This is a genomic window from Streptomyces sp. NPDC007088, assembly GCF_042869355.1.
GTDB lineage: Bacteria > Actinomycetota > Actinomycetes > Streptomycetales > Streptomycetaceae > Streptomyces.
The window spans coordinates 349,921-363,016 of sequence record NZ_JBIAFO010000006.1 but is presented as its reverse complement, the minus strand read 5'-3'; the positions used below and the strand labels follow the sequence as shown (position 1 = coordinate 363,016).

7 protein-coding genes are annotated in these 13,096 nt (G+C 70.7%); 2 read left to right on the top strand and 5 right to left on the bottom strand.

The features are described from left to right. The 4 genes from ACFYMP_RS12915 to hemA form a co-directional block, all read right to left on the bottom strand. Nucleotides 1-4,768, bottom strand: a 4,768-nt coding sequence (locus tag ACFYMP_RS12915) for a beta-ketoacyl synthase N-terminal-like domain-containing protein (RefSeq protein ID WP_388855136.1), incomplete at its 3' end; no start/stop codon positions are given. A gap of 317 nt (nucleotides 4,769-5,085) precedes the next feature. Next, entirely contained in the window at nucleotides 5,086-6,153 is a 1,068-nt protein-coding gene (locus ACFYMP_RS12910) for an arylcarboxylate reductase (RefSeq protein WP_388855133.1), read from the bottom strand. 4 nt (nucleotides 6,154-6,157) lie between these two features. Beyond that, entirely contained in the window at nucleotides 6,158-7,096 is a 939-nt protein-coding gene (locus ACFYMP_RS12905; RefSeq protein WP_388855130.1) for an ACP S-malonyltransferase, read from the bottom strand. Nucleotides 7,097-7,349: 253 nt separating this feature from the next. Continuing rightward, a complete protein-coding gene (gene hemA / locus ACFYMP_RS12900; RefSeq protein ID WP_388855127.1) occupies nucleotides 7,350-8,576 on the bottom strand; it encodes a 5-aminolevulinate synthase in 1,227 nt (408 codons plus the stop codon). Between the two features lie 367 nt (nucleotides 8,577-8,943). On the opposite strand from hemA, the gene ACFYMP_RS12895 reads away from it, so the two are divergent. Both ACFYMP_RS12895 and ACFYMP_RS12890 read left to right on the top strand, forming a co-directional pair. Next, nucleotides 8,944-10,488 (top strand): class I adenylate-forming enzyme family protein, encoded by a 1,545-nt coding sequence (locus ACFYMP_RS12895; RefSeq protein WP_388855124.1) that lies wholly within the window; start codon nucleotides 8,944-8,946, stop codon nucleotides 10,486-10,488. After that, nucleotides 10,485-12,089: a long-chain fatty acid--CoA ligase gene (locus tag ACFYMP_RS12890; RefSeq protein ID WP_388855121.1), complete on the top strand. Its 1,605-nt coding sequence runs from the start codon at nucleotides 10,485-10,487 to the stop codon at nucleotides 12,087-12,089. The genes ACFYMP_RS12895 and ACFYMP_RS12890 overlap by 4 nt, the downstream gene beginning before the upstream one ends. 50 nt (nucleotides 12,090-12,139) lie before the next feature. On the opposite strand, the gene ACFYMP_RS12885 is transcribed toward ACFYMP_RS12890, so the two are convergent. After that, entirely contained in the window at nucleotides 12,140-12,943 is an 804-nt protein-coding gene (locus ACFYMP_RS12885) for a thioesterase II family protein (protein ID WP_388855118.1), read from the bottom strand. Nucleotides 12,944-13,096: the final 153 nt, after the last annotated feature.

Genomic DNA, 13,096 nt, shown 5'->3' with positions numbered 1-13,096 from the left:
TCCCCACCCGCTGACTGCCCTGACCCGAGAACAACAACGCCAGCTTCCCCGACGCCACCTGCCCCCGCACCACACCCGCAACCGGCTCACCCGCCCCCACAGCGGACAACCCAGCCCCGAAACCAGCCACATCACCCGCCAGCACCACAGCACGATGCTCAAACACCGACCGGCCCGACACCAACGACGACGCCACATTTACCGGCGACAAGCCCGGCCGCTCCGCCACAAAAGACGCCAGCCGATCCGCCTGCGCCTCCAACGCCGCGCCGGACCGACCCGACACCACCCACGGCACCACCGACAACGACGACACCGGAACCGGTCGTTCCGTCACCTGCACCGAGTCAGGAACCTCAGGCGCCTGCTCCAGCACCACATGCGCGTTCGTCCCACTGATCCCGAACGACGACACACCCGCCCGACGAGGCCGACCACTCTCAGGCCACGCCACCGACTCCGTCAACAACTCGACAGCACCCTCGGACCAGTCCACATGCGAAGACGGCTCATCCACGTGCAGGGTGCGCGGCAGCACACCATGCCGCATCGCCAGCACCATCTTGATGATCCCGGCGACCCCGGCCGCCGCCTGCGTATGACCAATGTTCGACTTCACCGACCCCAGCCACAAAGGCCGGTCCCCAGGACGGTCCTGCCCATAGGTGGCCAGCAGCGCCTGCGCCTCGATCGGATCACCCAACCGCGTCCCGGTCCCATGCGCCTCGACCGCGTCCACATCAGCCGCCGAAAGACCCGCACTCTCCAACGCCGCCCGAATCACCCGCTGCTGCGACGGACCATTCGGCGCCGTCAGACCATTACTCGCACCGTCCTGATTGACCGCCGAACCCCGCACCACCGCCAGCACCCGATGCCCATGGCGACGCGCGTCCGACAACCGCTCCAGCAACAACATCCCGGCACCCTCAGCCCAGCCGGTGCCGTCCGCGGCAGCCGAGAAGGGCTTGCAGCGTCCGTCCGACGCGACGCCCTGCTGGCGGCTGAACTCCACGAAGATGCCGGGTGTGGCCATCACTGTCACGCCACCGGCCAGGGCGAGAGAGCACTCGCCCTGCCGCAGCGACTGGGCGGCCAGGTGCAGCGCCACCAGCGAGGACGAACACGCCGTGTCCACCGTCACCGCCGGACCCTCGAACCCGAACGTGTAGGAGATACGGCCCGAAGCGGCGCTGATGCTGCTGCCAGTGAGGAGGTAGCCCTGGAGCCCGTCCGAGGCATCGTGCATCCGCGGCCCGTAATCCTGCGCCATCGCACCGGTGAAGACGCCGGTCCGGCTGCCCCGGACCGACGCGGGGTCGATACCGGCTCGCTCGAAAGTCTCCCAGGAGGTCTCCAGGAGCAGCCGCTGCTGCGGGTCCATCGCCAGCGCCTCACGCGGCGCGATACCGAAGAACGCGGGGTCGAACTCGGCTGCGTCGTAGAGGAATCCGCCCTCGCGGGCGTAGGTGCTGCCCGGCCTGCCGGGCTCCGGTGAGTAAAGGCCGGTCAGGTCCCAGCCGCGATCGGCCGGGAACGCGCCGATCGCGTCGCCCTCCGAGGCGAGGAGCTGCCAGAACTCCTCCGGCGACCGCACGCCGCCCGGGAGTCGGCAGCTCATGCCCACGATCGCGATGGGCTCGTCGGACGGCATGACGGCCGGCGCCGGGGCGTCGTCCGGGCGCTGCTCGCCGGAGAGCGCCGTCCGCAGATGGCGCACGAGGGCAGCCGGAGTGGGGTAGTCGAACAGCAGGGTGGTCTGGAGCCGCAAACCCAAGGTGACGTTCAGGTGGTTCCGGAACTCGACGGCGCCCAGTGAGTCGAACCCGAGTTCCTTGAACGTACGCTCGGAGTCGACGGCGTCCGGCCCGTCGTAGCCCAGCGTGGCGGCGACCTGCGCGCGAACGAGTTCCATGAGAGCGGCCGCCTGGTCCGTCTCGTCACGCGGAGCCATCGTGCGCGACGGGGGCGCGGAGAGGGCAACCGGCTCACGTCCGGGCTTCTGCTGCTTCCGCGTATCAGCCACCGTGTCCAGCCAGTAGCGCTCGCGCTGGAAGGCGTACGTGGGCAGCTCGACGCGGCGTGCGCCCGTCCCCTCGAACACGGTGGCCCAGTCGACAGTCGCGCCACCGACGAAGGCTTCAGCGGCCGAGGTGAGGAAGCGCTCCAGGCCGCCCTCACCCCGGCGCAGGGAACCCACCGCCGTCACTGCGGTGTCGTGGGCTTCGGCGGTCTGCTCGATCCCCATCGTCAGCACCGGGTGGGCACTGGACTCCACGAACAGCCGGAAACCGTCATCCAGCAGCGCGTCCACCGTCTCCGCGAAACGCACCGTCTGCCGCAGATTGCGGTACCAGTAGCCGGCACCCAGAGCCGACGTGTCCAGCACTCCGCCGGTCACCGTCGAGTAGAACGGCACGGAGGCGGTGCGCGGGGCGACATCCGCCAACTCCCGCGCCAGGACCGCCTCGATCTCCTCCACGTGCGCGCAGTGGGAGGCGTAGTCCACCGCGACGCGCCGCGCCCGGATCCCGTCCGCCTCACAGACGGCCAGCAGCTCGTCCAGCGCGTCCGCGTCACCCGAGACCACCACCATGCCAGGGCCGTTCACAGCCGCCACCGACAGCCGGCCCTCCCACCGGGCGAGCAGATCACCGATCACGTCCTCGCCCTGGGAGACCGACACCATGCCACCCCGACCGGACAGGACCTTGAGCGCCTTACTGCGCAACGCCACCACCCGCGCCCCGTCCTCCAACGACAGAGCACCCGCCACACAAGCAGCCGCGATCTCCCCCTGCGAGTGACCGACCACGGCGGACGGCACGACACCCACCGACCGCCACACCTCGGCCAACGACACCATCACAGCCCACAACACCGGCTGCACCACGTCGACTTCACCCAGCCACGCCTCGTCCTGGGAACCGCCCCGCAGGATCTCGGTCAACGACCAGTCCACAAACGGGGCCAACGCCGCACCGCACTCCGCCACCCGACCGGCGAACACCGCCGACGACTCCAGCAACCCCGCCGCCATACCCAGCCACTGCGAACCCTGACCCGGGAACACCAACACCACACGACCGTCCGCACCGACCGCGGCACCCCGCACCACGTCCTGCGATACGCCGCCCTCAGCCAGCGCGCCGAGGCCGGCAACCAGTCCCTCGCGGTCCCCCGCCAGCACCACCGCGCGATGCTCGAAGACCGAACGGGTCGTCACCAGCGAGGACGCCACGTCCTCGGCCCCGAGCTCCCCGCGGCCGCCCACGAACGACCGCAACCGGTCGGCCTGCGCTCGCAACGCCGCCTCGGACTTGCCCGACACCACCCACGGAACCACCGCCGACGACGCCACCGCCCGCGGGGACACCCCCTCGGAACCCGTACCGGCCCCCGTGCCGGCATCCGCGTCGGCAACCGGGGCAGGTGCTCCGGAGAGGACCACGTGGCAGTTGGTCCCGCCCACGCCGAAGGCGCTGACTCCGGCGGTGAGCGGTGCGTTCGTGTCCGGGTCGGGGGTCCAGGGCCTGGTGTCGGTCTGGACCCGCAGGTTCAGGGCGTCCAGCGGGATGTCGGGGTGGGGGGTCCGGTGGTTGAGGCTGGGGAAGAGTTCGCCGTGCTTCATGCCGAGGGCCGTCTTGATGAGGCCGACGATGCCCGCGGCCCCCTCCAGGTGGCCGACGTTGGTCTTGGCCGAGCCGACCAGGAGGGGCGCGCCGGTGTGCCGCCGCGCCGAGCCGAGGACCGCGCCGAGTGCGGCGGCCTCCACCGGATCGCCGGCCTTCGTGCCCGTTCCGTGCAGTTCGACGTACTGGACCTGGGCCGGGTCCACTCCGGCCTGCCGGTAGGCGTGCCGCAGGACCTCCTCCTGCGCCGCCTGATGAGGCGACGTGAGGTGGGCGCCTCCGCCGTCGTTGTTGACGGCGCTGCCGCGGATGACGCAGTACACGGGATCGCCGTCGGCGAGGGCGGCCGGCAGGGGCTTCAGCACGACGGCGCCGCCGCCCTCCCCGCGTACGTATCCGTTGGCTCGCGCGTCGAAGGTGTAGCTGAGGCCGTCGGGGGACAGTCCACCGAACCTGGCGACGCTGACGGTGCTCTCGGGTGCCAGTACGAGGTTGACGCCACCCGCGACGGCGAGCGTGCTCTCGCCCCGGCGCAGGCTCTCGCAGGCCAGGTGCACGGCCACCAGGGACGAGGCCTGGCCCGCGTCCAGGGTGAGGCTGGGGCCGCGCAGTCCGAGGTGGTAGGAGACGCGGTTGGCGATGATGCTGCGGTGCAGTCCGGTGAAACTGTGCCGGTCGATGGCCTCAAGGCCGCGCCGGCGTTGCAGGGTGGCGTAGTCGTCGGCGATCACCCCGATGTAGACGCCCGCCGAGCTGCCGCGGAGCCGGTCGGCGACGATGCCCGAGTCCTCCAGGGCCTCCCAGGCCAGTTCCAGCACGAGACGCTGCTGCGGGTCCATCGCGGCGGCCTCGCGGGGCGAGATGCCGAAGAAGCCGGCGTCGAAGTGGTCCACCTGCCTCTGTTCGAGGAAGCCCCCGCGCCGGGTGGTGACGGTGCCCGGTCCCGGGGTGTCCCCGATGTGCGGGTCGTCCGTGTTCCAGCGCTCGTCCGGCACCTCGGTGATGGCGTCGAGGCCGTTGCGGAGCAGGTCCCGGAAGGCCGCGGGGTCCGGTGCCCCAGGGAGGCGGCAGGAGACTCCGACCACTGCGATCGGGGTGTCCGCCATGGGTGCGGAGGCGGCTTCGGAACCCTTCATGAGCGTGACTCCCTGGGACCAGGACGTGGGGTGCCGGGCGCGACAGGACGCGCTCCCGGCTCCGCCAGGCGTGATGATGGCGTGTTTCCGACGTACGGGGGGGCACCTCACGGTGCCCGGTCGGCGTAGGGGCGAGACGGACGCCGACCTGTGAGGCGTACTCCACCGTGGCGGGGCGCGCCGTTGCGCCCCGTGAAGGGGGGGGTGGAGTGGTGGTGGGCGGGAGACGATGGCGACCGGCGGGCCCGTGAGGGGGCCGCTGGACGCCGGCGTCGGCCGTCGGGCCCGCGGGGCCGTGTGTTCCGGACCGGGCCGGCTTAGTAGATGCCCTCCGGAGCCGCTCGTACGACCTGGAGGGGCCGGACGTTGGCGACCCCGTCGCACGGCCAGTCCTCGCCGGTGTCGTACCGCACGGCGAGATCACGTTCGAGAGCGTTCGGCAGGAAGAGGTCCTCGTGCAGGACGGTCAGCCGGACCTGGCCGTGTTCACCGTACGCCACCACCTCGGACCAGTCGTCCTTGTCGACCACGGCCATGGTCACCTGCGGGTAGTTGGGCAGGTAGGGCATCAGGGCGCCCTCGGCCTCCACGGGCAGGCCCACGGTGTTGCCGAAGGTGTTGGCGTAGGTGACGACGACCGGGCCACCGCCGAGCGCCTTGCGGAAGGAGCGCCACATGGCGGGGGTGGCGTGGGTGCCGCTGAGTCTGGCTCCGCGCAGTGCCGCCACCAGATCGGGTCTGGCCTTGATGAGGGCCTGTAGGAGCGCCGGAGTGGTGACGAGGTAGTCGACGGGCTGGCTTTCCAGCACGGCGGACATCTGGTCGACCAGATGGGCCGTGTACTCCTGGGCCTCCTTCAGCCTGCCGCCGCGCAGGAGCCGCTTGACCCAGCGCGGATCGAAGTCGATGCCGTAGACGCGCCCGTCGTAGAGCTGGGCCAGGTCCACGGCGCCGTGACCGATGAGGTGCGGGCCGGTGGGTGTGGCCTGGAGCCAGCAGCGGCCCCGCTCGAAGCCTTCGCGTTCGAGGACCCAGCGCCGCCAGGCGGCGCGCTGCACGAGCATCGGCTCGGTGTAGTAGACGCGGCACGGGCTGCCGGTGGTGCCGCCGGAGTCCCAGACCCGTCCGGTCAGGGGGCGGGGCACGGCCTGGGGTACGAGCTCGGCCGGGTCGAGCGTGCGCAGCTCGCCCAGCGGCATCGGGCCGAAGGCCGTCAGGTCGGTGTACCGGGTGATGTCCCTCGGGTCGAGCGCGAGGTCGGCGGCTCGTTTGAGCCAGTACGGGCTGCCCGTGTCGGGGTCGAAGTGGCGGCGCACGACGCGGCGTGTCCACGCGTCGATGTCCTCGGCCAGCCAGCCCTCGACGAGGGCGGTCTCGTCCGTCATCACGTCACCCCGCCAGCGCGTCGTCGGTGGGCAGTTCGATGCCGAAGTCGTAGACCGCGGTCATCGCCTCGAAGACGTGGTCGGGGCTTTCCACGTGGACCACCGGGAAGTCGGCGTTCTGGAAGGTGCCGAAGGCCGCGGGGCCGAGCACCAGCCCGAGCTGGGTGCCAGCGTCCTCGAGTCCGCCGATCATGTGCGGCACGCTCACCGGGTCGGTCGGGTTGCGGCGGAACAGGTCGCGGATCTCGTCCGCCGTGGTGAGCGTCCGGCGCTCCATGCAGGAGTGGACGGGTACCCGGGGAGCCCGGAAGGTCATGCTCTCCAGGACGGGTTCGAGGAAGTCCGTGACGTGTTGTTGCAGCGGCGAGTGGAAGGCCGCGCCGTGTTCCTCGGAGACGTGCAGGGCGCCAGGTGGCAGAGTCGCGCCGAACTCGTCCAGGGCGGTCCGGTATCCGCCCAGCAGGACCATGCGTTCGCTGCCCGTACCCACACGGCCGAGGTCGGCCGAGAGGTGGACGTCGCTGACGTCGGCGACCAGGGTCGCCGGATCGGTGTCGAAGGGAATTCTCAGCATGGCGACGGCTTGGCGCGGAGTGCTGGAGGCGGGGGCGGGAACGTCTCGCAGACGCATCAGGAGTGTGAAGAGTTCCTCGCGTTCCACGGCCCCCGCGAGACAGGCCGCGACCAGTGCGCCGAAACTGAGACCGCAAGTGGCGCCGGGGACTATTCCGTATTCCTCGGCGAGTACGTCGGAGATCCCGAGAATGGCTGCCGCCTGACGAATGGCGCCGACTCCCTGGCGGTGTTCCTGTCCCGGCTGTCTCTGCTCGTGGAATATGCGAGGGATCTCTATACCGGTCCACTCGGCTATTCGCGCATAACTGCGCTGCACGCTCGGGAATAGCTCGTAAAGCTCGGCACCGGCTCCTGGTTGGTCATTCATGCCGCCGTCGAGAACATACGCAAGCGTCACCCAGAACCCCCGTTCCCGCTCTCCCCGTCGGGCAGAGCAACACCGCATTGCGGTGATTGTCGATCCAGCTCCCTCGTAGCGTCTCCCTCCGCTCGGAGGTCGCTTAGCTGTTCGGTTATTTCATCCAACCCCCGTACATGATCTCGTGTCAAGGAAATATTCCGCGGCCCTGCGAGGCATGCGCAACTACTGCGCCACATCGGGTAGTTGCGCTGCCCGCGGATCAGACCTGCGCGGCCTCGGGCACCCGCACGGCCCCCGACTCCTCCCACACCCGGTCCAGGGCGTCGACGAATCCCCGCACCTCCCCGGCGCTGTGCACGGCACCGGGGGCGACCCGGAGGATCTCCTCGCCGACCCGCACACTCGGCGCGTTGATCGCCTGCACGTAGATCCCGTAGCCGTCGAGGAGGCGCGCGGACATGTGCTTGCACAGCGCCTCGTCCCGTACGAGGACGGAGACGATGTGGGTCAGGTCCGAAATGAAGGGTATGCGCCGCTCTTTCAGCAGTTGGTGCATCAACTGCGCGCTTTCCCACAGACGTTCGCGTTCGTCCTCAGCCGAGCGCAGATGCCGTACGGCGGCGAGGGCGCCTGCCGCGACCGCCGGCGGCAGAGCGGTGGTGAAGATGAACGAACGGGCGAACATGCGGACGGCCTCGATCACCTCGGTGGGCCCCGCGATGTAGCCACCGGTGGTGCCGAAGCCCTTGGCCAGGGTGCCCATGATGACCGTGAACTCCTCGGCCAGGCCCTCCCGGGCGGCGATACCGGCCCCTTCCGGCCCGTACATGCCCACCGCGTGCACCTCGTCGAGGTAGGTCATCGCCCCGTAGCGTTTCGCCAGGTCGGCGAGTTCGGCGAGCGGCGCGACGTCACCGTTCATCGAGTACACCGACTCGGCCACGACGAGCTTCGGGACGTCCGGGTCCGCGGCCGCCAGGAGCTCTTCGAGGTGGGCGGTGTCGTTGTGCCGGAAGATGCGCTTCTGGGCTCCGCTGTGACGCAGGCCGTCGATGATGGAGGCGTGGTTGAGGGCGTCGGAGAAGACGACACACCCCTCCATGCGGCCGGCGATGACGGACAGCGCGCCGTCGTTGGCGGTGTAGCCCGAGGTGAAGAGCAGGGCGTCGTCCTTGCCGTGCAGCGCCGCCAGCTCCTTCTCCAGCAGTACGTGGTAGTGGTTGGTGCCGCCGATGTTGCGTGAACCACCGGAGCCCGCGCCGTACTTGTCGACGGCCGTCTTCATCGCCTCCAGCACCGCTGGGTGCTGGCCCATGCCGAGGTAGTCGTTGCTGCACCAGACGCTGATGCTGCCCGCGTCCGTGCTCGCGCTCACGCTGGCCGCGGGGAACTTCCCGGCGAGCCGTCCGATCTCCAGGAACTCCCTCTTTCCGCCGTCAGAGCCTTCGACGAGGCGCGAAAAAAGGTCCAGGTATTGGGTCGTCACGTCTACTCGCTTCACTTTTGGGCTGTTTGAGGCCACGAGCAACTGCAGGAGACTGCGTGGAACCGAGTGAGGCCGCAGGGCGACGGCGGGTCTTTCCGGCCGCTTTCGCGCGAGCGTCACCAGCGAAATCCTGCGCGGATTCGCGGTTCGCCGTCGCCGATTCGAGGAGGCTCGGGGAAGTAGCGACTGTATATCATCGTTCCTCGTCGGCGATCAACCGACGTGCACGGAAGGGGCTTTCGTCCCGTAGGAATAACGACTTCCGCTTATTGTGCGCTCGGTGATCACGCGGCGTCCGCTGTTGTCAGGCCGTGGTGATCATGCAATCCTCTGGTCCGGAGAATGCAACCGGCGAAACGGAGTTTCGGTGTCCGCGAACGAGAATTACGCCCGCCGGGTCCTGGAGGCACTGGCCGCCGATCCCGACCGGATCGCCCTGTGGCGGGAGGGTGAGGAACTCACCGCCGGCCAGTTCTCCAGGACCGTTCGCGCGGCGGCGGAAGTCCTGCGCCGGCACTTCACAAAGGGCGTGGTGCCGACTGTGGCGGTGCTGACCGTCACCAACAGCCCGGCCACCATCGTGCTCCGCTACGCGGCCAACCTCGTCGGCGCGCCCGTGGTGCACCTGCACTCGACCAACGCGGTCGATCCCACCGATCAGTTGGCCGCCGCCGCCCGCCACGAGATCCTCGCCGGCACCGGGGCCGCCTTCCTCGCGGTCGACAAGGAGAACCTCGACGCGGCCCGCGAGCTGTGCGACCGGCTGACGGACCCGCCGAGGCTCGCCGCGCTCGGGGCGCTCGCCCCCGACGTCCTGGACCTGTCGGCGGGGGACCCGGACGCCATCGATCTGGACACCGTCGAAGCCGATCCCGAGCAGCCGGCCGTGGTGCTCTACACGAGCGGCACGAGCGGCACCCCCAAGGGGGTCGTCCTGCCCTACCGCGTCCGCAGTCTCTATCTCGCGGCGGGACTCCAGTCACCCGAACCCATCGTGTACCTGTCGACCCTGCCGGTGAGCCACTCCAACGGTTCGGGCGCCGACCTCGCCCTCGCCTCCGGTGGCACGGTCGTCCTGCACGACGGGTTCGAGCCGGGCGAGGTGCTGCGGGCGCTGGGGCGCCACCGGGTCTCCGCACTGACCCTGACCCCGCCGCAGCTGTACATGCTGGTCGACCACCCGGACATCTCCACCACCGACCTGTCCGGCATCAGGATCATCTCGTACGGCGGCTGCTCCGCCTCCCCGGCCCGGCTCGCCGAGGCGGTCGAGGTCTTCGGGCCGGTGCTCCTGCAGTTCTACGGGACCACCGAGACCAGCGGCATCAGCGTGCTGATCCCGCCGGACCACTTCGACCCCGGGCTGCGCGCGACCGTCGGCCGCCTGACCGCCGAGGTCCGTATCCGCGACCCGCACGACCACCACGACCTCGCGCCCGGTGAGATCGGCGAGGTCTGCGTCCGCTCCCCGTTCAACATGCTCGGCTACTGGGGAGACCCGGAACTGACCGCCCGTACCGTCCGTGACGGCTGGGTGCACACCGGCGACCTCGGCTCCGTCGACGAGCAGGGGCTGCTGCGCCTGCACGGCCGGACGAGCGAGGTGATGAAGACCAACGGGATCAAGGTCTATCCCGTGGACGTCGAGAACGCGCTGCTGTCCCACCCGGAGATCGCCCAGGCAGCGGTGTACTGCATGGTGGACGACGACCGGGTGGAGCACATACACGCGGCCGTGGTGCCGCGGCCGGGCGGCACCGCCGACTCCGCGGCACTCGTCGGTCACGTCTCGGCACAGTTGTCGCCCAAGCACGTGCCCGCCCTCGTCACGTTCCACGACTCGCTGCCCCTCACCGGAGCCGGCAAGCCGGACAAGCAGGCGCTGGCCGCCTCGCGGGCCCGCACGGCATGACGCTCTCGGCGGCGTCCGTACTCGCCGAGTCCGCCGCGCGGCGCCCCGGCCACCCGGCGCTCGTCTTCGGCTCCCGGCGGATCACGTACGCCGGACTCTGGGAGGCCACCCGGCGGTACGCGGCCGTGCTGCGGGAGCACGGGGTACGCCCCGGTGACCGCGTCGCGCTGCTCCTGCCCAACACGCCGCACTTCCCGATGGCCTACTACGGTGTGCTGGCGCTCGGAGCCGTGGCGGTCCCGGTGCACGGGCTGCTGCGCGCCGACGAGATCGTCCACGTACTGCGTGACTCCGAGGCGAGGGCCCTGGTGTGCGCGGCCCCGATGCTGGTGGAGGGCGCCAAGGCGGCGGAGGTGGCCGGGGTTCCGCTGCTCACCGTCATGGCCGGGGAGGAAAGCGGTCCGCCACGTCTGGACGCCCTCGCCGAGGGGGCGCGGCCCGTCGACGGTCTGGTGCCGCGCGCTCCCGGGGATCTGGCGCTGGTGCTCTACACCTCGGGCACCACCGGTACGCCCAAGGGCGCGATGATCACCCACCTGAATCTGGTGATGAACGTGAGCACCACCATGCGCTCACCGTTCGACCTCGGCCCGCAGGACGTGCTGCTCGGCTGTCTGCCGCTGTTCCACACCTTCGGCCAGACCTGCGGGATGAGCGCGTGTTTTCTGGCCGGCGGCACCCTGGTCCTGATGGACCGGTTCGACGGGCCCGCGGCGCTCGACCTCATGGTCACCGAGGGGTGCACGGTGTTCATGGGGGTCCCGACCATGTACCTCGCCCTGCTCGACGTCGCCGCGCGGGATGCCCGGCGCCCGCCCCTGGACCGTGCCTTCTCGGGCGGTTCCGCGCTGCCGGTCAAGGTGCTGGAGGACTTCGAGGCCGCCTTCGGCTGTCCCATCTACGAGGGGTACGGGCTCACCGAGACCTCGCCGGTCGTGGCGTACAACCAGAAGGCCTGGCCGCCCCGGCCGGGGACCGTGGGGCGGCCCATCTGGGGCGTCGAGGCGGAGATCGCCGCGGCCGACGTGGAGGACCGCGTCGACCTGCTGCCGGCCGGTGAGGTGGGCGAGATCGTCGTGCGGGGCCACAACGTGATGGCCGGGTACCTCAACCGGCCCGAAGCCACCGCGGCCGTGCTGGTCGACGGCTGGTTCCGCTCGGGCGATCTGGGGGTGAAGGACGCCGAGGGCTACCTGACCCTCGTCGACCGCAAGAAGGACATGGTGCTGCGAGGCGGCTACAACGTCTATCCGCGAGAGGTCGAGGACGTACTGACCCGGCACCCGGCCATCGCCGAGGTCGCCGTGATCGGGCTCCCCGACGAGAAGTACGGCGAGGAGGTGTGCGCCGTGGTGCGGACACGGGCCGGCACCCTTCCGGGGAGGCGGCTCGCCGAGGACATCGTGGCCTGGAGCAGGGAGCGGATGGCCCGGCACAAGTACCCGCGGCTCGTCGAGTTCGTCGACGCCTTCCCCCTGGGCCCCAGCGGGAAGGTGCTGAAGCGGGAGCTGACCGCGCGCTTCGGTGAGCGGAGCCCGGAGCGGTCCGCCCGGCGGGGCGAGGGCGGCGGCCCGCCGTCCTCGGGAGCGCACCGCGGCTGATCCCCTCCGGGCCCCGCCTCACGGCGGGGCCCGGAGTGTGACGGAGCGGATCAGTCCCGGCCGGTGCCGGGAGCGCTCGCGCCGGTGCGGGACCGCTCCCGGAACGCCGCGAGGTCCTCGCGGAGCGCGGCGATCACCTGATCCTGCTGTTCGGCCAGGTAGAAGTGCCCTCCGGGGAAGGTCCGCAGCCTGAAGCCGGCGCGGGTGTGCTCGGCCCACCCCCGGGCCTCGTCCCCGCGTACCTGCGGGTCGGCGTCGCCGGTGTAGACGTGCAGGGGGAGGTTCAGCGCCGGCCCCGGCCGGTGGACGTAGTTCTCCACGACCGCGTAGTCGGCGCGCAGAGTGGGCACGATCATCCGCACGACGTCCTCGTCGTCCAGCAGTGCGGAGGCGGTGCCCTGTAGTTTGCGGACTTCGGCGATGATGCCCGCGTCGTCCCGCAGGTGCACGCTCTCGTGGCGGACCGCGCCCGGTGCCCGGCGGCCGGAGACGATCAGTCCGAGCAGCCGGCCGTCGAGCTCGCGCTCCATCCGCCGGGCGGTCTCGAAGGCGAGGGTGCCGCCCATGCTGTGGCCGAAGAACACCAGGGGGCGTTCGGGTTCGTCCCGCAGGACCCCGGAGATCTCCCGCACCAGGGCTTCGACGCTGGTGAGCGCCGGCTCGGACCTGCGATCCTGCCGGCCCGGGTACTGCAGCGCCAGCACCTCGACCCGGGGCGCGAGCCGGGCGGACAGGGGCAGGAAGTAGCTGGCCGAGCCGCCCGCGTGCGGGAAGCACACCAGGGTGACCTCGCTGTCCGGCGAGGGGTGGAACCCCCGTATCCAGCGTTGCCTCAGTTCCTGCGTGTCAGCCATGTGTCACGTCCCTTCTGTTGCCTGGCGGGCGCGCGCGGCCGGGGGACGCGCACAGGCGCCAACCCTTGCGGATCAACGCGCGATGATCAAGGTGTCCACGGGACGGGCCCGCGCGCGGGAACTTTGCCCCCGTCGAGCCGGGGCGGGCCGCGG